A 24,451-nucleotide genomic window follows, 5' to 3' on the forward strand; every position below is an offset into this window, starting at 1 on the left:
AACGGTGATCGCAAGGGGGAAACACGGGAATGAGCGCGCACAAGCACAGATTTGCCGCTTGAAAGCCCATGAAGGCAAGTTTACCTTGCCAACTTGAAAAAAACCGCAAATGGAGCATTCCAATAGCCCGCAGACCGCACAACGCGCCGCCAACGCGCGACACAGGCCCCCGCGTCAATGATCGCATCCGGGCCCCTGAAATTCGTCTGATCGGCGCCGAAGGCGAAAACGTCGGCGTTGTCACACCCGCACGCGCGATGGAGATGGCCGAACAGGCCGGACTCGATCTTGTGGAGATTTCTCCCAACGCCGCGCCGCCGGTTTGCAAGATCATGGATTTCGGCAAGTTCAAGTACGAGACCCAGAAACGCGAGGCCGAGGCGCGCAAAAAGCAGAAGATCATCGAAGTCAAAGAAGTGAAATTCCGTCCCAACACGGACATTCACGACTACGAGGTCAAGATGCGCAACGTGTTCAAGTTCCTTGAGAACGGCGACAAGGTAAAGGTCACGCTGCGGTTCCGCGGCCGCGAGATGGCGCACCAGAACCTGGGCCGCGAGTTGCTTGAACGGGTTGCCGAAGACGTCAAGGAAATCGGCAAGGTCGAGAACATGCCGAGAATGGAAGGCCGCCAGATGGTCATGATGATCGGCCCGACCGCCAAGTGACCCTTTCTGTGATCGTTTCAGTGATCCAGTCCAAGCCCGCCGCTTCAGGCGGGCTTTTTCCTTTCCGAACAGGTTTTGACAGGCCGCTACGATGACTTGGGATCAGCGTTACGCGACAAACGACTATGTTTTTGGCACCTCTCCGTCAGGATTTCTGACCGCCCATGCCGGTCTGATTCCCCGGGGCGCACGCACGCTCTGCGTGGCGGACGGCGAAGGCCGCAACAGCGTCTGGCTGGCACAACAGGGCTGCGATGTGACGGCCTTTGATGTCTCCCCCAATTCGATTGCCAAGGCTGGCAAGCTGGCCAGCGACGCGGGCGTTGCGCCGACATTCACCCAGTCCACGATCGAGGACTGGGATTGGGACGCGGCCCCCTATGACCTTGTGGTTGGCGTGTTCATCCAGTTCGCCCCGCCAGAATTGCGCACCCGCATCTTTGCCGGGCTGCGCCGCGCGCTGGCCCCCGGTGGGCGGCTGATGGTGCACGGCTATACGCCAAAGCAGGTGGACTATGGCACCGGCGGTCCGGGCAACCCGGATTTCATGTATACCGAAACACTGTTGCGCGACGCCTTTTCCGACCTGACGATCCTGCGGCTGGACAGCTACGAAAAGGATCTGGATGAGGGCGCGGGCCACAGCGGCCGATCCGCCTTGATCGACCTGATCGCCGACGCGCCTGCCTGAACTCTATGCCTCGCGCAGCCGCCCACGCGCGGGGATTTCCTTGAGCAGGCCGCCCACCCCCATACCCGCGATATCCTGCGACGTGACGGGCACGCCGCACAGCAGCCGCTCCAGCACAAAATCGGCCCCGTTCAACGCAGGCGCGCGCGCACAGCCCGGCAGGCCGATCACCGGACGGCCCTGAAGCGTGCCGAAAAACAACAGGTTGCCCGGATCGACCGGCATCCCGAAATGGGTCACGCTGCCGCCTGCCTGCCGCACCGCCTCTGGCGCCACGTCATACAGATCAGAGGTGGCAGAGCCGGTCAGGATCAGGACTATATCCGCCTGCGTCTCAGCTATCGCCTTGGTCAGCGGCTCTGCCCGGTGCGGCACCACCTGTTGCGGGCCAAGGCTGACGCCCAGCCGGTCCAGTCGGTCCTGCGTCACCGCCTGCCCCTTGTCGCCACTGTCCTTGCCATCGACCGTGGTCTGGATCAGTTGCGCGCTCTGGCAGACCACGGGCCGCAACCGCAGCGCCGATTGCGCCGCAAGGCAGGCCGCCTCCAGCGCCGCCTCTGGCACGGCATAAGAGATGATCTTGACCGTCGCCACCATGCTGCCCGCCGCCACCCGCTGCCATTCACGCACGGTCGCCACGGTGATCATCGGATGCAGCGCGTTCAGCGCGTGAATGCGGTCGGCCAGCACCTCGATCACGCCGGGGGCCTCGGCGTGCAGGTTCACCCGGCCCGTGGCGGCTTTGCCAATCCGCAGGCCCGCGCGTGTCGGATCAGGCACCAGCGCCTGCGCCAACCGCGCGGCGGCGACATCCTCGCCCAGATCGCCCGCCTCCAGCCGCGCGGCGATCACCTCGGTCAGACCGGCCCCGCGCAGGGTCTCCACATCCTCGGCGCTCAGGACACGGCCCTTGCGCAGCCGCCCCTTGTCCAGCGCGACCGAATGCGCCAGCACCGCGCCCTCGGCCTGTTCCAGCGGGAGGGTGCCGAACTTCATCGACTGTCGCCCTGCCGCAGCACCTGCGTCATCTGCGCAATCACCGATACCGCAATCTCTGCCGGGCTGGCCGCCCCGATGTCCAAGCCGATCGGCGCAAAAATGCGCCCGATCTCATCCTCGGTGAATCCCGCCTCGCTCAACCGCGCAACCCGTTTCGCATGGGTCCGCGTCGACCCCAGCGCGCCGATATAGAAACACCCCGACCGCAGCGCCTTTTCCAGCGCCGGATCGTCCAGTTTGGGGTCGTGTGTCAGCAGCACCAGCGCGGTGCGCGTGTCCAGACCCAGCTTTTCGACCGCCTCATCCGGCCAGTCGTGCAGCAATTGCGTGTCAGGGAACCGCGTGGGTGAGGCAAAGGCCTCACGCGGGTCGATCACCGCCGGGTCATATCCCGCGATGCGCGCCATCGGCAGCAGCGCCTGCGCGATATGCACCGCCCCCACCACCACCAGCCGCAGAGGCGGGTTGTGGATGCCCACAAAGACGCGGCTGTCCGGCTCAAACCCCGACCGATCCATGCGGAAGCGGTCCTGAAACCCGGTGCGGTCCAGCCAGCGGTCGCTGCGGTCCAGATCGACCACATAGGCCACCGGCTCGCGCGCCGCGCGCGCGGCGACCAGATCCGCCAGCAGCAGTTCGGGCATCACCGCGCCCACGGGTTCCACCAGAACCCGGATGGTGCCGCCACAGGCCAGACCCACGGCAAAGGCATCGTCGTCAGAGACGCCAAATTCCAGCTCGCGCAGCTCGCCCGTCTCCAGCGCCTCCAGCGCCTCGACAATCACCGCGCCCTCGACACAGCCACCGGACACCGACCCCTCGATCTGGCCGGTGCCAGAGATTGCCAACTGGCTGCCCACGCGGCGCGGGGCAGAGCCCCATGTCTGCACCACCGTCGCCAGCACGGCACCTTCGCCGGACTGATGCCACGCCAGCGCAGTTTCGGGAATAGCGTCAACCGTATCCATGAAAGCCCCCCACTCTGTGTGCCTGATGTCTAGCATGTAGGCGCGCGGTGTCTGCCCCTTCAATGGTCGAAGAGGTCAGGCGGTCACATCATGCCCGTACAGCCAGTCGAAACTGCGCATCATCGCGCCCGGAGCCAGCCGCCCGACCACGCCCAGCCCCAAATGCGCGACGCTGCGCACCAGCGGGTTGCGCAGGTGGTATTTCCACGCGTTGCCGCTGGCCGCGTCGATCACCTTGACCACGCGGTCGCGCCGCCGCTGCTGATAGGCGGCCAGCCCCTCGGCCATGTCCCGCGCCCCGGCCAGTGCATCCGCCAGCACCCAGGCATCCTCCAGCGCCATGTTCGCGCCCTGCGCCAGAAACGGCAGCGTAGGGTGCGCCGCATCGCCCAACAGCGCCACGCCCTCGCCCTGCCAGTTCCGCGCCACCGGATGCCGGAACAACCCCCAGAGGCCGGGGGTGTCCACCGCCGACAGCAGTCCCGGCACCACGCCGCCGAACCCGGCAAAGGCGGCGCGCAGGTTGGCAGGATCATCCCGATGGCTCCAACCCTCGGCGGCCCAGTCGGCGCGCTCTTGCACGGCAACAACGTTCACCACGTCGCCGCCGCGCAGCGGATAGCTGACCATGTGGCGCCCCGGACCCATATGGACCCGCGCCTCTGCCGGGTGGCCCACCTTGTTGGGGACCACGGCCCGCCAGGCCACTTGCCCGGTAAAGAACGGCTTTGCCGCGCCGTTCAGCACCGGACGCAGCACCGAATGCAGCCCGTCCGCGCCAATGACCAGATCGCTTTCGGTGGCATCGCCATTGCACAGCGTGATCCGTGGCACTGGCCCCGGCGTCACATCCCGGACGTTCTGCAACAGACGGACCCGCACACCCACCGCCCGCGCCCGCGCCGCCAGCAACTCGACGAAATCGGCGCGATGCACAAAACGATAGCTGTGGTCTTCGGGCAAACCGCCCAGATCCATCCGCAGCACCTCACCGCCGCGCATATTGCGCAACGACACCGCCTGTCCCCGAACCGAGATCCTGCGAAAGCCCTCGCCCAGATCCAATGCCTGCAGCACCCGCAGCCCGTTCGGGCTGATCTGGATGCCGGCCCCCACCTCACGGATCGCCTCGGCCTGCTCCAGGATGCGCACATCCGCGCCCCGCGCCCGCAGCGCAAGCGACGCCACCAACCCGCCGATCCCGGCGCCGATGATGGTGATGTTGAGACCCGACAAATCCATAGCGTCCCCATGACAAACGAAAAACGCCGAGGCAAGGCCCCGGCGTTGTTCATTGGCATGGAACAGTGCGGCTCAATCGTCGCGGTGGACTTTCTCGCGGCGCTCATGGCGCTCTTGCGCCTCAAGGCTCATGGTGGCGATCGGACGGGCGTCCAGCCGTTTCAGGCTGATTGGCTCGCCGGTCACTTCGCAATAGCCGTATTCGCCCTCGTCGATGCGACGCAGCGCCTGGTCAATCTTGTTGACCAGTTTGCGCTGGCCGTCGCGCGTCCGCAGTTCAAGCGCGCGATCGGTTTCTTCGCTGGCCCGGTCGGTCACATCGGGAATGTTCCGCGTGCCTTCCTGCAACGCCTCGATCGTATCGCGGCTGTCAGACATCAACTCGGCCTTCCAGGCCAAAAGCTTGCGTCGAAAGTACTCCGTCTGCCGTTCGTTCATGAAAGGTTCATCTTCGGCAGGACGGTAGTCATCGGGCAGAAAATTTTCAGGTTTCATCTCCGCTCCCTCGTCAACGCCAATATCTGTCATCATGAATTTCCTCAGATATCTGGCACCCCTGCGGGCAGCCATTAAACCAACCAGACACGCTTGTCACGTCACATTAGCGCCTTTCCGGGTCCGATTTGCGGCAGCCACAGGGCCGTGTCGGGGCCAATCGGTGGCACAACTCTGCCGGACCGGGACAATCCAAGGATTGTCGCCGGAAAGACGCTTCTTGCGCCCCGTGTAACGCCGCCGGGCGGCGCTTGCAAATCGTTGCCTCCGTCACTACCCCTCGGACACAAACAAGCAATGAAGGGGTTCCTGCCATGCGGTTCGAAGGCACCAAGGACTATGTCGCCACGGATGATCTGACCATGGCGGTCAACGCGGCCGTAACACTGGAACGGCCGCTGCTGGTCAAAGGCGAACCCGGCACCGGCAAGACCGAACTGGCGCGCCAGGTGGCGCACGCGCTGAACCTGCCGATGATGGAATGGGCGGTGAAATCCACCACCAAGGCGCAGCAGGGCCTGTATGAATATGACGCCGTCAGCCGGTTGCGCGACAGCCAGCTGGGCGACGAACGCGTCAACGACGTGGCCAATTACATCCGCAAGGGCAAGCTGTGGCAGGCCTTCGACGCCGACGGCAAGGTGGTGCTGCTGATCGACGAGATCGACAAGGCCGACATCGAGTTCCCCAACGACCTGTTGCAGGAACTCGACAAGATGGAATTCCACGTCTACGAGACCGGCAAGACGGTGCGCGCCAAACATCGCCCCATCGTCATCATCACCTCGAACAATGAAAAGGAACTGCCCGACGCCTTTTTGCGCCGCTGTTTCTTTCACTACATCAAATTCCCCGACACGGAGACGCTGCGCCAGATCGTCGAGGTGCATCACCCCGGCATCAAACCGGCGCTGCTGACCACTGCGCTGACCCAGTTCTACGAATTGCGCGACCAGCCGGGCCTGAAGAAAAAGCCCTCGACCTCCGAGGTGCTGGACTGGCTCAAGCTGCTGCTGGCCGAGGATCTGGATGCCGAAGACCTCAAGCGCGACGGCGCCAGCGCCCTGCCCCGGCTGCACGGCGCGCTGCTGAAAAACGAACAGGATGTGCACCTGTTCGAACGCCTCGCCTTCATGGCGCGACGGCAGCGCTGAGATCCCACAGACGGGCACCGGGTTTGCGGCGCAAGGCACAGTCAGGCTGTCCGCAACATCCGGTGTCCGCTGCGCCATGCCCTTCAAACAGCCCTCGAAGACGGATGTAGAGGGTCCACGCAGACGTGGACCCTCTACACCCCGTTTCGGAAATTGGCCCGCCCCTATGACACGCCCCCCAACAGGCCTCCTGCCATTCGGGGGCTTGTGGCGCGCGCGGCCGCATGGTTTGAAACGCCATGCTCCAGATCCTCACTCATGACATTCTGCCGGTGTTCTCCATGCTGGCGCTTGGCTTTCTGCTGGGCCGCTCCGGCAAGGTCAGCCGGGATGAGGCTGGGGCCGTCAACCGTGTCGCCTTTTTGATCCTGCAACCGGCGCTGATCTTCCCGCTGATCTCGGCGCTGGACTGGTCAGCCTTCCGGTTCGAGGCATTGGCCGCCTATGCGGGCGCGCAAGTTCTCCTGTTTGCGCTGGCCTTTACGGTCTGCCGAGTGCTGTTCAAACGAGAGCTGGTAGAGGCGTGGCTGCTGGCCATGGCGGTGATCTTTGTCAACACGCTGCTATATATCTGGCCGATCAGTTTCCTGATCTACGGCGAGGCCGCCGCTCTGCCCGTCACCGCCATCGTCGCCTGGGACTCGGCGATCACCTTTGCATTCTTTATCGTCTCCACCGACCTGATGGCCAATCGCGGGGCCGGTCCGGGGCCGGCGATGAAACGCATTGCCTCAAACCCGGTCCTGATCGCCATTGCGCTGGGGCTGATCGTCAACCTGCTGGGCCTGACCGTTCCCGAACCGCTGCTCACCGCGATGGGTTTTGCCGGGGCCGGGGCCGCGCCACTGACACTGTTTGCGCTGGGTGTGATCCTGTCCAGCCATGCGCTGATTCCCACCCCCCTGATCGGCATGGTTGCCGCGCTCAAGCTGCTGGCCTTTCCGGCGCTGGTGGCCGGGGCCGTCTGGGTGGTGGCCCCGCCGACCGACTGGCAAACCCTGTTCACGCTGACCGCCGCCGGGCCGTCGGGCGCGATGGCCTTTGCCTTGGCGCTGCTCTACCGGGTTCGCACCGATACCATCGCCCCGGTGATCATCTGGACCAGCATCCTGTCGCTGATTTCGCTGGCCTGGCTGGCCTGATCCGGCGCGCCAAGCCCGCCCTCCGGCGCAAACTCCGACCCGCACCTGTGGCAGAACAGTCCCACTCGGCGTGACCAAAACACCGAAAAAACAATGGCTTTGCCCCGATATTCCCGATTTCGGGAAAAAATTATCCACAGGCGCCCATAGCGCTGGGCAGAAACCCTGCTTTTGCCATATAGTGACCCAACAGAGGACAGATTACTTAAGGATGTCTTAAGGCACCCAAGAGAAACAATAAGCAGGCAGGCTTCGAACGTGTCCCAACATACGGCTCTCACGGTGCGCCCCCTGCGCGCTGCGGACGAACCGGCGTGGCGAGAGCTCTGGACGGCCTATCTGGCGTTCTACGAGTCCTCTGTTCCAGAGCCGGTATACGCGTCCACCTTCGCGCGCCTGCTGGGCGACGATCCGCGTGACCACAATGCACTGGTGGCCGAAAGCGACGGACAGCTTGTCGGCCTGACCCATTACCTGTTTCACCGCCACGGCTGGAAAATCGAAGAGGTCTGCTACCTGCAGGATCTCTACGCCACCCCCGAATCCCGCGGCACCGGCGTCGGACGCGCCTTGATGGAAGGGGTCTATGCCGCCGCCGATGCCCACGGCGCGCCGTCGGTCTACTGGAACACACAGCATTTCAACACGACCGCGCGCCGCTTGTATGACCGGATCGGCACGCTCACACCCTTTATCAAGTACCAGAGGGTCTGATGCGCACAACACGTCGCCTGCTGGTTCCGCTCTATCTCATGCTGGGCGCCTGTATGCCGGTCTCTCCGTCCGATACCGCAGCAACCCGCGCCGCAGGTGTTGACGGCTCCAGCGCCCTGCCCCCGATGAAAAGCTTTGCAGTGCCGCGCCCGCAGGCCCCTGTGGCCTCGAACTCTGACATTGCTCGCGATTTCCTTGACCTTGCCTTTACGCTGGAATCCGGGCGCCCCCTGCCCGTCCTGACCCGCTTTGAGACACCAATCACCGTGCGCGTCACCGGCGCGCCGCCGTCGTCGCTGGTCCCTGATCTGCGCCGTCTCGTCCACCGCCTGCGCACAGAGGCCGGGATCGACATTGCCCTCACCGATGCCCCTGCCGCCAATATCACCGTGCAGGCGGTCAGCCGGGCCGAGATCCGCAATGCCCTGCCGCAGGCCGCCTGTTTCGTGGTGCCCAACGTCTCCTCGCTGGCCGAGTACCGCAGCAAGCGCCGCTCACGCGAGGTCAGCTGGACCTCCCTGCAAGAGCGCAAGCGGCTGGCGATCTTCCTACCCAATGATTCCTCGCCGCAAGAGGTCCGCGATTGCCTGCATGAGGAACTCGCCCAGGCCATCGGCCCGCTGAATGACCTCTACCGCCTGCCCGACAGCGTCTTTAACGACGACAACGTGCATACGGTGCTGACCGGCTATGACATGCTGATCCTGCGCGCCTACTATGATCCCGCGCTGCGCAACGGCATGTCCCGGCGCGAGGTCGCAGACCGGCTGCCCACGATCCTGTCGCGGATCAATCCGCGCGGTCAGGCCATCGCCCCCAAACGACTGGCCAAAACCCCTCGGGTCTGGATCGACGCCGTACAAACAGCACTTGGCCCCGGCGCGAACCCGGCACAGCGCCGCACTGCCGCGATCGAGGCGCTACAGGTCGCCTCGGCCATGGGCTGGACCGATCACCGCCGCGCCTTTTCCCACTACGCCATGGGACGGCTGTTGCAGGCCACCGACCCGCAATCCGCCCAGGCGCAGTTCATCCTCGCACAACGCTATTTCGGACGCAGCCCGGACACCGCCCTGCACCGCGCCTATGTCGCCTCGCAACTGTCCGCATACGCGATCAGCGCCGGCGATCCGCAAAGCGCGCTGGCCATCCTGACCCCGCATCTGGACACCGCCGCGCGGCACGAAAACGCCGCCCTGCTGGCCACCCTTTTGATGCTGCGGGCCGAGGCAATGGAACTGTCAGGCCGCGTCACAGAGGGCCGCAACGTCCGGGTGGACTCGCTCGGCTGGGCAAGATACGGCTTCGGCTCGGACTGGGCGGTGCGGGCCAAGCTGCGCGAAATCGGCGCGCTCAACCCGGCAAGGCAGGGACAAGGGACGTTATGATCGTGATCCTGGGGGCGCTGTTGGGCGCCATCATCGGCGGCACCACCGCCAAACGGCGCAAGGGCAACTGGGCGGATATCGCCCAGTACGCGACAGTCTATGCCATCGCGTTTGGCCTGCTGGGGTTCCTCGTGACCATCGCCATCGAGAAAGCGCTCAGCTGATCCCCTGTCCGGTTGCCCTCGGGCCACTGCTCGCCTAGCGTCGCGCCATGTTTGTCCCCTTCTTCGAAACCCTCCGCTCCGCTGGCGTGCCCGTCACCCTGCGCGAATACCTGACCTTTCTCGAAGGTCTGCGCGCCGGGCTGGCCACCTATGACGTCGAGGCGTTCTATTTTCTGGCCCGCAGCGCGATGGTCAAGGATGAGCGCCACCTTGACCGCTTTGACCGCGCCTTTGCCGCCTCGTTCAAGGGGCTGGACCAGATCACCCCCGAACAGGTTCTGCAGGCGGTCGACCTGCCCGAGGACTGGCTGCGCAAGCAGGCCGAAAAGCACCTGACAGAAGAGGAACGCGCCCAGATCGAGGCGCTTGGCGGCTTTGACAAGCTGATGGAGACGCTCAAGGAGCGGCTCAAAGAGCAAGAAGGCCGCCACCAGGGCGGCAACAAATGGATCGGCACCGCCGGCACCTCGCCTTTTGGTGCGTATGGCTACAACCCCGAAGGCATCCGCATCGGTCAGGACAAGAGCCGCCACAAACGCGCGGTCAAGGTCTGGGACAAACGCGAATTCCGCAACCTCGACGACAGCGTCGAACTGGGCACCCGCAACATCAAGGTCGCGCTGAAACGGTTGCGCCGCTGGGTCCGTCAGGGCGCGGCAGAGGAACTGGACCTGAACGGCACCATCCGCGCCACCGCCGAACACGGCTATCTGGACGTGCAGACCCGGCCAGAGCGGCACAACGCGGTCAAGGTGCTGCTGTTCTTTGATGTCGGCGGCTCGATGGACCCGTTCATTCGCGTGGTCGAGGAATTGTTTTCCGCCGCCCGGTCAGAGTTCAAACATCTCGAACATTTCTACTTTCACAACTGCCTCTATGAGGGCGTCTGGCGCGACAACGCCCGCCGCTATGATCAGCAGACCCCCACATGGGAGGTGCTGAACACCTACGGCTCCGACTACAAGTGCATCTTTGTCGGGGACGCCTCCATGTCGCCCTATGAGGTGGCTTATCCCGGCGGGGCGAATGAACACTGGAACGCCGAGGCCGGTCAGGTCTGGCTGCAACGCGCCCGCGACCAGTGGCACGATCACCTCTGGATCAACCCGGTGCCGGAACAGCACTGGCAGTACACCCAGTCGATCCAGATGATCCGCGAGGTGTTCGAGGACCGCATGGTGCCGATGACCCTCGAAGGCATCGACCGGGGCATCCGCCTGTTGGGCTAGCGGCGCGGGCGGTTCGCATTTCGAATTCAAGGCAAAAGGTCGATCGTGATGAAGAGCATGAAAATCGTGGCAACGCTGGCCGTGCTGGCGACGTCCGCAATGGCCGACCAACGGACCAGCGCCAGCGATCTTTTGGAGATGTGGCAACCGCAAAGCGTGGTCATCGACGGCGGAGTTCTGACCGTGGTTCTGCCCCAGAACAGAATCACCGAAGAGATCTATATGTCCGTGCTGACGTCCGGCCTGTGTCTTGGCTTTGCCATGGACAAGCCGCTGAATGGACTTTCGGGGATCGAGGTGCTGAACCGGCATGGGCGACAGGGCTACGTTCTGGAACACGGTCTTGAGCCCTGCGCGACATGGAACGACCGCCCGGTGGGATCAAAGACAACCTACTACGAGATCCTGGGCGCGACCCATCTGTACTGACGGCAAAGCGGCGCAGGACAGGCCCTTGTGGGCGCATGCTACGCGCATCAACATGGGGTGCGTCCTCCCCAGCAAAAGGCCCGGCACCCCCATTGGAACGCCGGGCCTGTGTTAACCAGAGGTAAAAACGCCTCTGTAAGCCATTGATTTTATTCAGGCGCCTGTTTGTCCACGCGTGGACACTACGGTGCCAACCCCCGCGCTGCACCCAAGGTGCCGGGGCCGATCTTGGCGTCCAAAGCGCCCTCATACAGGCCACGTTCCTGCAAGATCCTCTGGAACGCCAGCGCCGTCTCCCGATCCCATTGCACGGCCCGGCCCGACACGGTGCCGCGGATGTCATTGACCGAAACCTTGCCGGTCTCCAAGGCCTGAACATAGAACGACGCCGCCTGTTCAGGGTCATACTCCACGCCCTCGCCGCGTTCATACAGAAACCCCAGCGCATTGATCGCCGCCGCATCGCCGCCCTGCGCCGACCGTCGGATCAACGCTGCCCGCTGCGCCGGATCGGTCACCGGACCATCCTCGGAATACAGGGTCTGCAACGCCCGCGCCGCATCCTCATTGCCCTGAGCCGAGGCCTTTTCCAGCATCTCAGCCGCCTTGACCACGTCCGGCAGGCCCAGTTCATCGGCCAGGCTGCGCGGGATACTGCTGGGGTCCATGTAGATGGCAGCCAGCCGAAGCTGGGCGAAATGATAGCCCGAGCCAGCGGACTGCTCCAGCAGGGTGATCATCTGCCGGAAATCGCGTGCCGTCCCGCGCCCGATCCCGCTCATCATTGCCAACGTCGCCTGCGCCGGCAGATCGCCTGCCTCTGACGCGGCGCGATATTCGGCCATGGCCCGTTTGATGTCAGGTGTCACGCCGTCGGCGCCAAAATTGTAATAGTCACCCACCTTGGTCCGGGCCGCAGCAATCCCCGCTTCAGCGGCCAGTTCAAACGTCTCCAACGCCAGCGCGTGTTCAGCATCCGCCTGCATCAGCACCGCCACGTTGAAAAGCGCCTCCGGGTCCGGGTCGGCCCCGATCACCGCGCGCTCACACGCGGCCCGCGCCGACCGCAGCGCCCGAAAGTAATCCGACACCGCCTGTTTGCTGACCGGCGCCTCAGCGGTCGCAGGTCCGGCCAGATCGCGGCAGGTCGCGGCGGCCTCTTGCGCGCCTGCGGCCCCGGCCTGCGTGGCCAGCGACAGCAACCCAGAGGCAAGAATCGCCCTGGCCAGATCTTTTCTCAAACGGGTCATCCACGCGTTCCTTTCAACTTTTAGTCGTTTCTCCACAGAACGCCCGCGAGATGTTGCCCCGCTGCATGCCCTTGCGGAAAACCGCCACCGATTGCCGAAGCAAATTGACTTAAATACACAGTTACCCTTTCATTCCAATTGGATGAGATCAAACGCTATCAGCGAATGCACTGGTGCATGACCGTACTTGCGGCGTTGCAGCCACAGGCGGCCCATGGGCCGCGTTGGCGAGTTACCGCCCAAGACGGGTATGCGGGCGCGCAACGTCATTGTTCGCTTAACACTTGGCGTCTACGAGGCAGCGCATGATGCAGGCAAACACCTCTGAATTCGAAACTCCCGAAAACCGCAAGAGCGGGTTTTCCGGACTTGCTGGTCTGGCACGCAAGCCGCGGTTCATCGCAGGCGCGCTGGGCTTTGCCGCAGTGAACGCCGCTGCCGCCGTGACGGTTCTGCTCTGGACGCCAGAGCAAGACCTGTCCACCGGTGCGGTGACGCCGGTCACGGTCAGTCGGCTGACCCCTGTCCATGTACCCGACCGGGTGATCGTGGAAAGCGTCGTTCGCCGTCTGCCCCGCGCTCAGACCTGGACGCCGCCACACCAACTGCCGGTGCAACGTGTCCATGCCAGCGCGCCGGATCTGATGCGCGCCGCGCCGTCGGGTCTGTCCGTGCCGGGTGCCGATGCCTTGCCGCAAACCGGCGTGCCGCCGGTGCCGCAGGCGCTGGCCTCTGCGCCGGCAATCGTTTCGCCCGACCCGCACCCCGAAGTTCTGAAATCCTCGCTCATGCCGCGCGTGGCCGCACTTGCGACCGTCCGCCCCCGCATCCGCCCCGAATTTGACCTGCCGGAGTCGCCCGAAGGCGTCCAACTGGCCGTCTCCTTGCGTCCGGTGGCCCGTCCGGAGGGATTGAAACTGCCCGACCCCCGTATCGCCGATGTGCCAGAGACCGCGATCCCCGAGACCACGCTTGCCTCTCTGCCGCGCAGCGTCGAACGGCCCGTCGCAGGGGCCGTGTGCAACACCCGCTTGACCCGCGCGATGCCGAACCGCAAAGGCTCTGCCAAAGGCGGCAAGGCGGTCATGTCCGGCTTGATGCGCGTCAGCGGCACAGATCGTGACCGGCGCGTCGCCAGTGAAATGATGGCAGGCAACATGCCCTCGTTCTTGCAGGATCTGGTGCCCGTCGAGGTGTCCGGCCGCGCCCGCGATGGCGCAGGGGTCAAGATCACCTTTTGCGTAACGCCAGATTACCTCGCCGTCGGCAGCGACCGCGACTTTGTCCGCGTGCCCATGGGCCTGCCCGCCGCGATGCAGCTGGCTGGCCGGTTTGACATGATGTTGCCGACGCGCCGCATGGTCGACCAGATCTATCGCGCCTCTGACAAGCGTGTGGCCCCCAGCCCGATGACGCCGGGACCGCAGATGTCCTCGACCGACTACCTGATGCGCCACAACACAACTGTCGAAACCCAGGTGCGCGGTGCATCGGTCGCCGGTCAGCTTATCGCGGGCCACAAGAAGGATCTTGTGCTGAGCAACCGCCTGAACAAGAACCGTGGACGCGTGGCCATCTATGGCTGGCATCGCACCAACGGCAAGGCGATCCAGCCACTCAGCACCGTGCACGGCGCGACCTATGCGGATTATAGCCATGGGGTTCGTCTTATCAGCCAGACCGCCTATCTGAACGGACGTCCGGTGCGGCTGACCGATCTGATGGCCGACCCGGACTATGCCGATCTGGTCAGCGACGAGGGTCCGATCCGGGCCGCGCAACTGCGCGTCGCCAGCGCCAACTGATCATCTTGTGCTGCGGGTTCATCCTGTCTGAACGGCTGCGCGCGTGAAACCTGACGTCGCCTGACCGCCTCCGGCTGTGGCATTCACCGATCCCTCTGCGGGGTGCGGCGGTCGGCGACCCCAGAGCCAGCACACAAAAAAACGCCGCCCGGCCAGCTACCGGGCGGCGTTTTTCTTTGGTGTCTCTTTGCCTGCCGTCAGTTGACGTCTTTGAAGCAGCGGAACCCGAGATGATAGTTGTGATGGCTGTTCCCCGCCATGACTCGGGTGCCGTGCCAATAGGGCGCCCTCCAGCGGCTCCAGTGGGTATGGGCGCGAACCTTGTCCCAGATGAACCAGCTGCCCTTCATTTCCGTGACACCCAGTTTGGTGCTGCCCCGGCTGGCCATCTGATCGGCAGCCAGCGGCAGGTTCATGTGTTCCGCCGCGTTGCCGTCCAGGTCATAGACCCCCAGCGGGCTCTTGCAGGCGGGAAAGCTGCCCACCGGATAGGTGTTTGATCCGCAGCCGGTAAAGCTGCCGCCGTTGCAGCTGGCGGATTTGGTGCTGTTGGTGGCGCAGACGCCCCGTTTCCATGTCGGGCCGATGCTGTAGCGGGCACTTGGCTCATACTTGCGGTTATGCGCCGCGCGCGCGGCCTGTACGCTCATGCCAAAGAAATAGTCCGGCGGGGTCAGCGCTCCGTGTGAGGCGCCCTCCCATTCATGGGCGTCCCCGATCCGTTTGCCCTCTGCCGCGCACAAAAGTGCCGCTTCGCGCGCGCGGACCCATGTCACCGGGTAGGCCAGCGGCACGTTGGGGTATTCGAACATGTCGGCGCAGACCTTGGCATCCGACGGTTTCTGCGTCGCCGGATCATAGAGCGGCGCCATGTATTTCTCACCGCAGATCTTTTCAAAGCTCTTGTCGCGATAGAACTCCAGCGCCGGGGCAGGCAGCCGGGCCTGCGCCTGTTGCGGCGTCAGCGGGTGGCGTGTGATCGACGGATTGCCCTGCCCGATCCAGCGCGATCCGGCAAAGATCTCACGGATGCGCCCCAGTTCGGCGTCCGTGACACCGCGCGCCTCCTGCATCTGTCGGAACATCAGATCGTTGTTCTGTTGCAGCGTCTGCGCCACACCTTCGGACGGGCCAAAGCCCCCCGCCAGCGCAACTGCCAACGCCGTGCCCAGAAGTTTGCGAAACGTCACCATGGGATGCCTCATTTCCTCAGCAGATAGATGAAATCGCGGTTGTCCGGAAAGCCCACAAAACGCGGGATCGGCGTGCCATCGCGGCGCTTGGAGTCGATCGCGGCCATGCCGCGCACCAGGTGATGCGGCACCACGTCGCCATTTTCATGCGTGTAAACTGCCGCATAGGTGTGTTCCTGCGAGTTCATGTCCAGCAACATGGCATAGTCGCAGCCATAGGCCTGAAAGGTCCGCGCCATCCCCGAGGGTGTCGCCGTCGAGAAATAGCCGTACATCAGGAACTGACGTCCCCCGGCGGTTTTCATACAGGCGCCGCCGCGCAGGGTGCGCAGCTTGGCGTCGGCATCGCCGGACCAGTTGCCACCCATCCAGCTGCGGATCTGGCTGCCGGGCACACCGATCCCGGTTGCGGGATCCGGTTCGATCACCGCAACACCGTTCTGACGGGCATAGCGGATGCGCGGCAACAGCTTGTTGTCGGCCTCGGTCCAGGTGCGCATGTCGATGGTGCCATCATCCAGCACAAGGATGGTGGCCAGATCGGGCTGAAGCTTGGAAAAGATCACGCCTTCGCTGATAAAGCCGTAGTGGTGGCCATAGTTGGTATAGGCCTTGTCCGTCAGTCGCCACGCGCCATGGCTGCGCTTGAACCCGGATGCAAAGGTGCCGACAACGCGCTCGGTCTTGGCCGGGCTGAGCATCCCCGACCGCACAAGCGGATCAGAGTCGTCGATCCCGTCAGGGCCGGGAATCCGGTAGTTGCGTCCCGCCCCCGAAGGCCGCGGCGACCAGTCGACGCGCGGGTGATCGGTGCCAAGCTCATAGCCCAATTCGAATTGTTCCAGATCGTAGGCAATCAGATAGACATCTGCGCCGCGTTCCACGCCGTCCAGACCGTTGGTTTCCCCCGGACGGTTGAGGATATCGCGTGAGATCATGCCGGGCTGCATGGCGCTGGCGTAGACACCGGGAATATCGCTGATCGCGTACCAGCTGCCCGCCTCGACGCGGCCGCCTTCGGCGCCGTCGAGATCAAAGTTGAAACTGGTGCGGAATACCGGCGCATTGTCCAGTTGCGCCTTGCCAAGCGCCTTGACAGTTTCACCGGCATCCGCGCCTTCGATCACGGGACCGGAATTCATGAAGGCATCTTCGTAGAAGGAGCCCTTGATCATGTTGACCAGGCTTTCGCCAAAGACGACGTTGTCGCGCAGGAAATCGGCCACCGCCTCACGGTTGGTCGAATTGCCTTTGACGCGGTTGCGCAAAAAGATCCGCTCATCGCAGATCGGCGCAAACGGCAATCCGCGATACTGCGCATCGTCCAGTTCCGGGCTGCTGCCGGACCACGGGGTGCAGCGGAATTCCGTTGCCTCGCCGGCGATGACCAGTTCAGGCTCGGCCCCGGCGACCAACGTCAATGTGCTGTGCTCGGGATCGGCCAGTTCCAGATGGAACTTGCGCGTCGTCGACCAAAACCCCTCGGAGCTTACCGTCAAAAGAAACCAGGAATTGATCCCCGGGTTCAGGGTGACAAGTTCAAAACTGGTGTCGTCGGCGCCGCGCGCGGTCTGCGTCGTGCGGAAAGGCTGCAATTCGAGAATCGTCTTGGTGCGGTCCTCTTCATACTGGAGCATTTGCAGCGCACGGGTTTGGGGATCAAGCAGGCTGCCCGCATCGGCCAGAGCCGGGGCGCTTTGAAAAGTAGCGGTGGACAGGGCCGCAATGGCGGTCATCCGGACAAGGGTCTTGGGTCGCACGATTTTCCTCTCGCGTTGTCCCGGAAAGCGCCAATACGCTCTCAAAGGAATAAAACAGAGTCGCACGCGCCCAAGGTATACAACGGAACCTGGCAGGCATGGACAGGCGCGGGCAGTCAAAGGAACACATGACAAAGTTGCGCGCGGGAAAGCAACCCTCGAGGCAAAGCTCGCGGGGATGTTATGCACAGGAGCCACAGCAGGCCCCGCATCACGCCCCCTTTGTCCGCTTACCGGGAACGATAGAGGCGGACTCAACCTTTTGGTGACAAACGCCGACAATTCATAGGCCCGGCATCGCGGCATCTGGCAAATTTCCGAAGGGATTTTTGTCTCAATTTCGGAAGTCTGAAATTTGGCCCAAATTTCGCCCAAATTTCGCTTTAGTCTGGTCTAAATTGTTAATGGGGCATTCAGGGGCTCATGCCGACCTACAACATCTGGGTTTTGGGCGAGAACGACGTCACCCTCAGCGGCGGCGGTCAGCTTGATGGTGTCACGCAGGGTGATGGCTCGCATCTGGTGGGGCGCACGCTGACGCTTGACTCGACCAACTGGTCGCCGATTTCGGTCAACGATGGTGACACGAGCTTCGCAGACAACGACACCGGGCAACAGTTGAACGGCGCCCAGACGGTCAATGGCGTCTCTTACGGCAATGGCAGCATCGTCGAGGCAGAGTATTCCTTTGACGTGTCCGACGGCACAAACACATACACACTGATCGCCTTCAACGTTCGCGACAGCTCTCCCTCCTACGCCACGGTCGAAGGGATCGCCTTTATCGGTGATCCGGGCGATTGGCCGCCGGTTGGCGTGCCGCTGACCGTCGTCTCGGCCCAGGAAGGCCCCAGCTATGCGGCTGACGACTATGTGGAGCCTGTCTGTTTTGCGGCAGGCACCCTGATCCAGACGCCGGACGGCCCACGACCAGCGGAACAGATCAGGCCGGGACACCGGGTCACAACAATCAACGGACGCAAGGCCACTGTGCGCTGGGTCGGTCAACGGCGTTACCGGATACATGACCACAACAGGCCAATCCGGTTTCACGCCGGGGCCATCGGGAACACCCGCGACCTGATCGTATCGCCGCAACATCGCATATTGGTCAGCGACTGGCGTGTGATGCTGTTGTTCGGGCTTGGCGGTGCTTTGATCGCGGCACAGGATTTCGTGAACGGGACAAACGTGGTCCACGAAGATGTCGATTTCATCACCTATGTGCATCTGCTTTTTGACCGGCATGAGATCATCCTGTCAGAGGATGTCCCAACCGAAAGCCTGTACCCCGGCCCTTGCGCGCTGAACAACCTCGCGCCTGATGCGCGCGCCGAACTGCTGGCGGTCTTTCCCGAAATGCAAAGCCACAACCACGTCGTGCCCACCGTGGCGCCGACACTCAAACGCCATGAGGCCAGGCTGTTGATGACGGCCTGACGCTACTGACCGGCCAACATCCATGCGGCGGCCTTTTCGGCGATCATCAGGGTGGGTGCATTGGTGTTGCCGCTGGTGATCTCCGGCATGACCGCGGCATCGACAACGCGCAGACCCTGAATGCCTTTCATCCTCAGATGCGGGTCCAGCGGGGCGTCGGCATCGTCGGCGCGCCCCATGCGTACTGTCCCGACAGGATGAAAGATCGTACTGGCGATATCGCCCGCCAGCTTTGTCAGGTCGGCGTCCGATTGGTACATCACGCCGGGTTTGAATTCCTCCGGCTGATAGCCCGCCATCGCTGGTTGCGCCATGATCTGGCGCACCTGCCGCAGGCTGTCAGCGGCGACTTGGCGGTCCTCATCCGTGGCCAGATAATTCGGCGCGATTTTCGGCGCATCGCGGAAATCGTTCGATCCGATCCGGATATGCCCCCGCGATGTCGGGTTCAGGTTGCAGACCGACACCGTAATCGCCGGAAAGCCGTGCAGCGGCTCGCCAAAGGCATCCAGACTGAGGGGCTGCACATGGTATTCAAGGTTGGCATGGGGCCGCGACGGGTCGGACCGGGTAAAGGCCCCCAACTGGCTGGGCGACATGGACATGGGGCCGGTGCGTTTGACCGCGTATTCCAGCCCGATCATCGCCTTGCCGAACAGGGTTGCGGCCAACGCGTTCAGCGTCTTTGTCCCCTTCACCTTGAACACGGCGCGGATTTGCAGGTGGTCTTGCAGGTTCTCACCGACCTGAGGGGTGTCTTTGATCACCTCGATCCCGTGACTGCGCAGCAGGTCCGCAGGCCCGACACCGGACAGTTGCAGGATGGCCGGGGTGTTCACCGCCCCCGCCGACAAGACCACCTCAGTGCGCGCCTTGACCGTCACCGAGCGCCCTGCCCGGTTTACCACCACGCCGTCGCAGCGCAGCGCGCCACTTCCGTCGCGGGCAAAGGTCAGGCGTTCGGCCTGTGCCTCTGTCCAGATGGTCAGGTTGGGGCGGTCCTTGGCCGGGCGCAAGAACGCCTTGGAGGTGTTCCAGCGCCAGCCGGACCGCTGGTTGACGTCGAAATAGCCCACACCGGCATTGTCGCCGGTGTTGAAATCCGTGGTCTTCTCAATGCCGATCTGTTCGGCGGCATCGGCAAAACTGTCCAGCACATCCCAGCGCAGGCGTTGCTTTTCCACCCGCCATTCGCCGCCCGTTCCATGCAGATCGGAAAAGCGGCTGTTGTCGCCGGTCTGCGGATCGGCACCGCCATCCAGCCGGTAATGATCCTCGTGCCGTTTGAAATCCGTCAGACTGTTGTCCCACGACCACGCGTCCTCTCCTGTCAGTCGCGCCCAATTGTCGTAGTCGCGCGCCTGCCCGCGCATGTAGATCATGCCGTTGATCGACGAACAGCCGCCCAGCGTCTTGCCCCGCGGATACCGCAGGGCGCGCCCGTTCAGACCCTTGTCCGGTTCGGTGTTGTACATCCAGTCGGCGCGCGGATTGCCGATGCAATAGAGATAGCCAACGGGGATGTGAATCCAGGGGTAATTGTCCCGCTTTCCGGCCTCCAGCAGCAGGACATTGGTCCCGGGATCGGCACTCAGACGGTTGGCAAGAAGGCACCCGGCGGTCCCGGCCCCCACCACGACATAATGATACGTCATGTCATCCGACATTCATTTCTCTCCCATCGCCTTCCGACCGTGCTATAGAGAGAGAATTGACATATCCAATGACAATTTCCACATAAGCATATAAGAATATTTTATATGACGCGGTACACCAACATCAATGTCCTGCTCGCTTTCATTACCGTTGCGCGCGAGGGCAGTGTGTCACGCGCGGCCGAGGTGCTGAACCTGACGCAACCCGCGGTCAGTCAACAACTCAAGCGTCTGGCGCAAGATACTGGCACGGCCCTGTTCAACCGCACCAGCAGCGGATTGGAATTGACCGACGTCGGCGCGTCCCTGCTTTCCAAGGCCGAGGATGTCCTGAATGCCATGGACGACTTTCACCACAGCGCCCGACAGTGTCGCGGCAAGATCAGCGGCACGCTGCGGATTGGCACCATCGTGGATCCGGATTTCATCCGGCTGGGTCCGCTGTTGCGGCGCTTGCGGGCGGCTCATCCCGACATCATCACCGACCTCAGCCATGCGGTCAGCGGCGATGTGCTGACGCGTCTGACCCGTGGCCAGATCGACGCGGGCTTCTTTCTTGCCGCGCCGGATGCTGTGCTGCTGCAATCTGGTGACGACGCCGTTCATATGATCCCGCTGGCGGAGTTTACCTACCGGGTCATCGCGCCGCCGGGGTGGCAGGCACGCGTGGGATATGCCGACTGGCCAACGCTGGCCGCGCTGCCATGGATCGGCACCCCGTCCACCTCATCGCATCACGGGTTGCTGGCAGAGGTGTTCGCCCGTCATGGCTGCACACAAACCGTCGTCGCCAAGGTCGATCAAGAGGCTTCGATGCTGGAAATGGTCCGCGCCGGGGTCGGTCTCAGCCTGTGCCGGGACTCCATTGCCCTGCATGAACGCCAGACCACCGGGTTGGCAGTCAGCGACGTGGCTTTTGTCCCGGCGCGCCTGGGTTTTCTGACGTTGGAACGGCACCTGGACCGCCCGGCCCTGCGCGCGCTGCTGGACGCACTGGGCCAGACGTGGACACCTGCCTAGCGCCTCTCCCCTCTTATTGCAGCGTCGCCGAGGCGGCGGCCGTTGCCAGTTTCCAGTTCTCGATGGCCGTGCCTTCGGTCTTGAGCCTGCTGGCAAGGTAATACAGCCGCTGGGTCGCGGGGCCGTCCGGGGCCGTCTCGAACCGTTGCTTGAGGAAATAGGGCGGAATGGCCTGCGAATAGAGCGTCGCAGTCACCGTCACCTTGGCCGGGTCGATCGCCGCTGGCAGCGTGATCCGGTATTCCAATGCGTCAGAGCCGGGCTGGAAATCGGGATCGGCGGCCGCGCGCCCCTCTGGCATTGTCGCCTTCATAAAGGCGGCCGTGACCTCGCTGTCGCCGAACTTGGCGATGAACTTGGGCGTGCCGGGGGTCAGCGTGCCATGCGGCGTCAAGCGATTGTCCTTGGGGTGATAGACCCGGTGGACAAAGCTGGTGGTAAAGGCGCGTTCGGCGTTCTGGGTCAGTTCCTCATAGATCTGCACCTGGGTCTGGTCGGTGATCACGCTGTAATGCGGTTGGAACAGCGCCATATCCGCCCCCTCTGGCACAACGTCCAGAAACTCTGTCTTCAGCGGCGTTCCGGTCGGGTCGACAATCACACCCGCGCCGTTTGTGCAGCCCGAACACCACAGCGTCGCGCCATCCGCGCCCACGGCGCGCACCTCCAGAAAGGCACGGCGAAACCCGACACCAGAGGGCAGCCGATGGCCGGTCTTGTTGGTCACGGCGACATTGGCCACCAGCCCGCCATAGCCTTCGGTCAGGTCCAGCGTGACATCCGCCGTCTCTTCGCGGGCCTGCAGGACCATCGTGTCGATGGCCAGCTGCGCGCCGTTGGTGGCATAGGTCATCGGGTCTGTGCGGCTCATCCCCATCTCGGCGCTGAACTGGCGCAGCATTTCAACCATGAACACGTTCAGCCCGACAAAGCTGTGCCGACGATACCCTTCGCGGAAGGGCACATCGACGTCCTCCTGCGGCAACAGGTTGGCCACATCGGGCAGTTTGGTGTCCTGAATGGTGGCAATCTGGGTGGTGATGGCGGGCACCGACAGGCTGCCATCGACGCTTTGGAAATCTGACTTCATGTGGCAATCCTGACAGGATTGCGCGGTGCCCTTGTCACTGTAGATGCTGTTGACCCACTCGATATAAGTCGCCTGCTCTACCGAGTGCTGAAAGTCGGTCAGCCCCTGCGGAAAGGTCACGCCGTATTCCGTGTTCAAAAAGGCAGCACCATTTTTGGCCGCCTCGTTGAACACCTTTTGATCGGCCTCTGTGTAACCCTCCAGTGGCTTGTCCTTGGGCGCGTCCACATTGGGCAGGTTGATGGTATGGCACGCGCCGCACAGCTCACTGTCCTTGATATAGTCGTCCTTGACCGGGGTGATGCCCATGGCGTTCTGCATCGGTTTCTCGCGCACGTCGTCAAACGGTCCGATCAGCTGGTCCGCGTCATTCAGGCGAAAGACGCCGGTGGTGCCGTTCATCAGGTAGGTGTCCAGCTTGTTGTATGCCGGCTGGCCCTTGGCCTGTTCGGGAGGCGCGATGTGATGGCAAACGGTGCAGGAAATCCCCTCACGCGCAAGATTGCCGTAGGCGTGGTAATCAAAGGTGCCATCCGCCTTCTGCGCCTTTTCCTCGGCCTCTGTCAGGGGGGGGTGCAACAGCGTATAGGCGACCTTGAAATCATTCGGGTCCAGTCCCTTGTCGGGGTTGGCATGGGCGTCGATCTCCAGTTGGCGTTGCCCCATCGCGCCATGACAGGACAGGCAGGTGGTTCCCAGATTGGACGTCAGATCGCCCTCGCCCGCCGCCTGCAACAGGGCAAATTCGCTTTCGAGCTGGGCAAAAAAGATCGGGTCGCGTCCGGCCAGCCCCATCGGCGACCAGCGCCATTCCCCGTATTCGGAAATGTTGAAACCGTCGCCGTAGTCCGGTCCGGTTTGCAGGAACATCGTGGTGCCGGAAGGCGGTCCACCAAGGCCGCCATGACAGCCGATGCAATTGTCCGAGGTCAGGAAATGCTGGGTGTCATTGGGCCGCGCGGGCACATGATCCAGCCATTCGCTCGGCAGGGTCTGCACCTTGCCCGGCGGCACGTCGATGCCACCCGTGGGCGGGAACATGGCCGCAAAGATCGGATTGATCTCTACCGGGGACGGCGCGACCTTGGCGTTGGATTTCGCCAGTACCGTCTCATTGTGAAAGAAATCCTCGATCAACCTCGCCTCGCTGGCGCCCATGGCGGGGCGCTGGACGGCGGGCAGGTTGAACGGACCCGGCGGGAACCCCTCCATATCGCGCCAGCTTTCGTCGACGCGAAAAATCAGCGGCTCACCGGGATAGCCTTCGACGTTGTCGAGGCTGGAATAGATCAGTTCTTCGGCGGCAGAGGCATGGCAACGCATGCACATCCCGTCGCCCGCCTGCCCCGAGGGCGGCGTAAACGGCGGATCAAAGCTGTCCACCGTCGCCGACTGCCCGACAGAGGCAAAGAACCAGCCGCCATGCGACAGGGCGCTGTCCTTGACCATCACGGTCCAGTTCAGCCCGCCGGTGGTGCGCAGGAACTCCAGCATCTCTGCCTCTACCTTGGCGGGATCGTCGGGGTGCATGAATGCCAGCATCTCACGATACTCAACGTACCGCGCGGCGGGCGGTGAGGCCATTTCCTTGACCACAATCGCACCGTCCGGAATGGAGCCGGTGCGCCCGCCCTCAAGCCATGTCAGCACCTCCGGCGAATAGTAGATCCGCACAGCCGGATGCACGCCATACGATGTATCCAGCACAAAGGGCCCGGTGTCGCGCCAGCTTTTGTCGCGAATCCACCCCTCTTTGGCAAAGGTGCGGTCGGCGATAAACGGATACAGTTGCGCCTCGTAGTCCAGCAGCGGCAAGGCCGAAGGCAGCGGCAGCGTCGTAGGTTCGGTCTGCGCAAGCGCGCCCCCACCGGACCACAAGGTGACAAGGGCGGCGGCGACGCAGGAACGGAGCATGGGATAAAGCCTTATTGGAGAAGGGTGCGAAAAGAATGCAA

Annotated in this window: 21 protein-coding genes; 12 read left to right on the forward strand and 9 right to left on the reverse strand. The window is 63.3% G+C overall.

The window, feature by feature from the left end; genetic code table 11:
- Positions 1 to 68: 68 nt before the first annotated feature.
- Both infC and CHB90_RS09405 read left to right on the forward strand, forming a co-directional pair.
- Positions 69 to 668 carry a translation initiation factor IF-3 gene (infC, locus tag CHB90_RS09400; RefSeq protein WP_089277614.1) on the forward strand — a complete coding sequence of 200 codons (600 nt, stop codon included), beginning with the start codon at positions 69 to 71 and terminating at the stop codon, positions 666 to 668.
- Positions 669 to 759: 91 nt separating this feature from the next.
- On the forward strand, positions 760 to 1,359 hold the full coding sequence (locus tag CHB90_RS09405; RefSeq protein ID WP_089277615.1) for a class I SAM-dependent methyltransferase: 600 nt from the start codon (positions 760 to 762) through the stop codon (positions 1,357 to 1,359).
- A 3-nt stretch (positions 1,360 to 1,362) separates the two neighbouring features.
- Here the strand turns inward: CHB90_RS09405 and CHB90_RS09410 are convergent, their stop codons facing one another.
- From CHB90_RS09410 to dksA, 4 genes are all read right to left on the reverse strand, one after another.
- Complete coding sequence (locus CHB90_RS09410; protein ID WP_089277616.1) at positions 1,363 to 2,355, reverse strand: molybdopterin-binding protein; 993 nt, start codon at positions 2,353 to 2,355, stop codon at positions 1,363 to 1,365.
- Positions 2,352 to 3,326 carry an XdhC family protein gene (locus CHB90_RS09415; protein WP_089277617.1) on the reverse strand — a complete coding sequence of 325 codons (975 nt, stop codon included), beginning with the start codon at positions 3,324 to 3,326 and terminating at the stop codon, positions 2,352 to 2,354. Before CHB90_RS09415 ends, CHB90_RS09410 begins: the two co-directional genes overlap by 4 nt.
- A gap of 75 nt (positions 3,327 to 3,401) precedes the next feature.
- A complete protein-coding gene (locus CHB90_RS09420; protein WP_089277618.1) occupies positions 3,402 to 4,568 on the reverse strand; it encodes an FAD-dependent monooxygenase in 1,167 nt (388 codons plus the stop codon).
- 72 nt (positions 4,569 to 4,640) lie between these two features.
- On the reverse strand, positions 4,641 to 5,063 hold the full coding sequence (gene dksA / locus CHB90_RS09425; protein WP_089277677.1) for an RNA polymerase-binding protein DksA: 423 nt from the start codon (positions 5,061 to 5,063) through the stop codon (positions 4,641 to 4,643).
- Positions 5,064 to 5,377: 314 nt separating this feature from the next.
- Between dksA and CHB90_RS09430 the strand changes: the two genes are divergently transcribed.
- From CHB90_RS09430 to CHB90_RS09460, 7 genes are all read left to right on the forward strand, one after another.
- On the forward strand, positions 5,378 to 6,217 hold the full coding sequence (locus CHB90_RS09430; protein ID WP_089277619.1) for an AAA family ATPase: 840 nt from the start codon (positions 5,378 to 5,380) through the stop codon (positions 6,215 to 6,217).
- A 239-nt stretch (positions 6,218 to 6,456) separates the two neighbouring features.
- Positions 6,457 to 7,359 carry an AEC family transporter gene (locus tag CHB90_RS09435; protein ID WP_089277620.1) on the forward strand — a complete coding sequence of 301 codons (903 nt, stop codon included), beginning with the start codon at positions 6,457 to 6,459 and terminating at the stop codon, positions 7,357 to 7,359.
- A gap of 258 nt (positions 7,360 to 7,617) precedes the next feature.
- Entirely contained in the window at positions 7,618 to 8,073 is a 456-nt protein-coding gene (locus CHB90_RS09440) for a GNAT family N-acetyltransferase (RefSeq protein ID WP_089277621.1), read from the forward strand.
- On the forward strand, positions 8,073 to 9,461 hold the full coding sequence (locus tag CHB90_RS09445) for a DUF2927 domain-containing protein (RefSeq protein WP_089277622.1): 1,389 nt from the start codon (positions 8,073 to 8,075) through the stop codon (positions 9,459 to 9,461). The genes CHB90_RS09440 and CHB90_RS09445 overlap by 1 nt, the downstream gene beginning before the upstream one ends.
- Positions 9,458 to 9,625, forward strand: a complete 168-nt coding sequence (locus tag CHB90_RS09450) for an apolipoprotein acyltransferase (RefSeq protein WP_089277623.1) — start codon at positions 9,458 to 9,460, stop codon at positions 9,623 to 9,625. The genes CHB90_RS09445 and CHB90_RS09450 overlap by 4 nt, the downstream gene beginning before the upstream one ends.
- Positions 9,626 to 9,672: 47 nt before the next feature.
- Positions 9,673 to 10,854 carry a vWA domain-containing protein gene (locus tag CHB90_RS09455; protein WP_089277624.1) on the forward strand — a complete coding sequence of 394 codons (1,182 nt, stop codon included), beginning with the start codon at positions 9,673 to 9,675 and terminating at the stop codon, positions 10,852 to 10,854.
- A gap of 48 nt (positions 10,855 to 10,902) precedes the next feature.
- The gene (locus CHB90_RS09460) at positions 10,903 to 11,283 is read left to right on the forward strand and encodes a hypothetical protein (protein ID WP_089277625.1); all 381 of its coding nucleotides are present in this window, start codon (positions 10,903 to 10,905) and stop codon (positions 11,281 to 11,283) included.
- Between the two features lie 182 nt (positions 11,284 to 11,465).
- Here the strand turns inward: CHB90_RS09460 and CHB90_RS09465 are convergent, their stop codons facing one another.
- The gene (locus CHB90_RS09465) at positions 11,466 to 12,533 is read right to left on the reverse strand and encodes a tetratricopeptide repeat protein (protein ID WP_089277626.1); all 1,068 of its coding nucleotides are present in this window, start codon (positions 12,531 to 12,533) and stop codon (positions 11,466 to 11,468) included.
- Positions 12,534 to 12,838: 305 nt separating this feature from the next.
- Here CHB90_RS09465 and CHB90_RS09470 point away from each other — a divergent pair, with 305 nt between their 5' ends.
- On the forward strand, positions 12,839 to 14,338 hold the full coding sequence (locus CHB90_RS09470; protein WP_089277627.1) for a hypothetical protein: 1,500 nt from the start codon (positions 12,839 to 12,841) through the stop codon (positions 14,336 to 14,338).
- Positions 14,339 to 14,535: 197 nt separating this feature from the next.
- On the opposite strand, the gene CHB90_RS09475 is transcribed toward CHB90_RS09470, so the two are convergent.
- Both CHB90_RS09475 and CHB90_RS09480 read right to left on the reverse strand, forming a co-directional pair.
- Positions 14,536 to 15,531 carry an SUMF1/EgtB/PvdO family nonheme iron enzyme gene (locus CHB90_RS09475; RefSeq protein WP_141135836.1) on the reverse strand — a complete coding sequence of 332 codons (996 nt, stop codon included), beginning with the start codon at positions 15,529 to 15,531 and terminating at the stop codon, positions 14,536 to 14,538.
- An 8-nt stretch (positions 15,532 to 15,539) separates the two neighbouring features.
- Positions 15,540 to 17,291 (reverse strand): hypothetical protein, encoded by a 1,752-nt coding sequence (locus tag CHB90_RS09480; protein WP_141135837.1) that lies wholly within the window; start codon positions 17,289 to 17,291, stop codon positions 15,540 to 15,542.
- A 423-nt stretch (positions 17,292 to 17,714) separates the two neighbouring features.
- On the opposite strand from CHB90_RS09480, the gene CHB90_RS09485 reads away from it, so the two are divergent.
- Entirely contained in the window at positions 17,715 to 18,731 is a 1,017-nt protein-coding gene (locus CHB90_RS09485; RefSeq protein ID WP_089277629.1) for a Hint domain-containing protein, read from the forward strand.
- 2 nt (positions 18,732 to 18,733) lie between these two features.
- Here CHB90_RS09485 and CHB90_RS09490 read toward each other — a convergent pair whose 3' ends face one another.
- The gene (locus tag CHB90_RS09490; protein WP_089277630.1) at positions 18,734 to 20,398 is read right to left on the reverse strand and encodes a GMC family oxidoreductase; all 1,665 of its coding nucleotides are present in this window, start codon (positions 20,396 to 20,398) and stop codon (positions 18,734 to 18,736) included.
- A 93-nt stretch (positions 20,399 to 20,491) separates the two neighbouring features.
- Between CHB90_RS09490 and CHB90_RS09495 the strand changes: the two genes are divergently transcribed.
- Positions 20,492 to 21,406, forward strand: a complete 915-nt coding sequence (locus CHB90_RS09495; protein WP_089277631.1) for a LysR family transcriptional regulator — start codon at positions 20,492 to 20,494, stop codon at positions 21,404 to 21,406.
- A gap of 13 nt (positions 21,407 to 21,419) precedes the next feature.
- On the opposite strand, the gene CHB90_RS09500 is transcribed toward CHB90_RS09495, so the two are convergent.
- On the reverse strand, positions 21,420 to 24,410 hold the full coding sequence (locus CHB90_RS09500; RefSeq protein ID WP_089277632.1) for a hypothetical protein: 2,991 nt from the start codon (positions 24,408 to 24,410) through the stop codon (positions 21,420 to 21,422).
- Positions 24,411 to 24,451 lie beyond the last annotated feature (41 nt).

Origin of the sequence: Antarctobacter heliothermus (assembly GCF_900188425.1) — a bacterium.
Taxonomy (GTDB): domain Bacteria; phylum Pseudomonadota; class Alphaproteobacteria; order Rhodobacterales; family Rhodobacteraceae; genus Antarctobacter; species Antarctobacter heliothermus.

Coding starts and splice junctions, on each gene's coding strand:
- infC (WP_089277614.1), top strand. CDS start 69: ATGAAGGCAAGTTTACCTTGCCAACTTGAAAAAAACCGCAAATGGAGC.
- CHB90_RS09405 (WP_089277615.1), top strand. CDS start 760: ATGACTTGGGATCAGCGTTACGCGACAAACGACTATGTTTTTGGCACC.
- CHB90_RS09410 (WP_089277616.1), bottom strand. CDS start 2,355: ATGAAGTTCGGCACCCTCCCGCTGGAACAGGCCGAGGGCGCGGTGCTG.
- CHB90_RS09415 (WP_089277617.1), bottom strand. CDS start 3,326: ATGGATACGGTTGACGCTATTCCCGAAACTGCGCTGGCGTGGCATCAG.
- CHB90_RS09420 (WP_089277618.1), bottom strand. CDS start 4,568: ATGGATTTGTCGGGTCTCAACATCACCATCATCGGCGCCGGGATCGGC.
- dksA (WP_089277677.1), bottom strand. CDS start 5,063: ATGAAACCTGAAAATTTTCTGCCCGATGACTACCGTCCTGCCGAAGAT.
- CHB90_RS09430 (WP_089277619.1), top strand. CDS start 5,378: ATGCGGTTCGAAGGCACCAAGGACTATGTCGCCACGGATGATCTGACC.
- CHB90_RS09435 (WP_089277620.1), top strand. CDS start 6,457: ATGCTCCAGATCCTCACTCATGACATTCTGCCGGTGTTCTCCATGCTG.
- CHB90_RS09445 (WP_089277622.1), top strand. CDS start 8,073: ATGCGCACAACACGTCGCCTGCTGGTTCCGCTCTATCTCATGCTGGGC.
- CHB90_RS09450 (WP_089277623.1), top strand. CDS start 9,458: ATGATCGTGATCCTGGGGGCGCTGTTGGGCGCCATCATCGGCGGCACC.
- CHB90_RS09455 (WP_089277624.1), top strand. CDS start 9,673: ATGTTTGTCCCCTTCTTCGAAACCCTCCGCTCCGCTGGCGTGCCCGTC.
- CHB90_RS09460 (WP_089277625.1), top strand. CDS start 10,903: ATGAAGAGCATGAAAATCGTGGCAACGCTGGCCGTGCTGGCGACGTCC.
- CHB90_RS09465 (WP_089277626.1), bottom strand. CDS start 12,533: ATGACCCGTTTGAGAAAAGATCTGGCCAGGGCGATTCTTGCCTCTGGG.
- CHB90_RS09470 (WP_089277627.1), top strand. CDS start 12,839: ATGATGCAGGCAAACACCTCTGAATTCGAAACTCCCGAAAACCGCAAG.
- CHB90_RS09475 (WP_141135836.1), bottom strand. CDS start 15,531: ATGGTGACGTTTCGCAAACTTCTGGGCACGGCGTTGGCAGTTGCGCTG.
- CHB90_RS09485 (WP_089277629.1), top strand. CDS start 17,715: ATGCCGACCTACAACATCTGGGTTTTGGGCGAGAACGACGTCACCCTC.
- CHB90_RS09490 (WP_089277630.1), bottom strand. CDS start 20,398: ATGTCGGATGACATGACGTATCATTATGTCGTGGTGGGGGCCGGGACC.
- CHB90_RS09495 (WP_089277631.1), top strand. CDS start 20,492: ATGACGCGGTACACCAACATCAATGTCCTGCTCGCTTTCATTACCGTT.
- CHB90_RS09500 (WP_089277632.1), bottom strand. CDS start 24,410: ATGCTCCGTTCCTGCGTCGCCGCCGCCCTTGTCACCTTGTGGTCCGGT.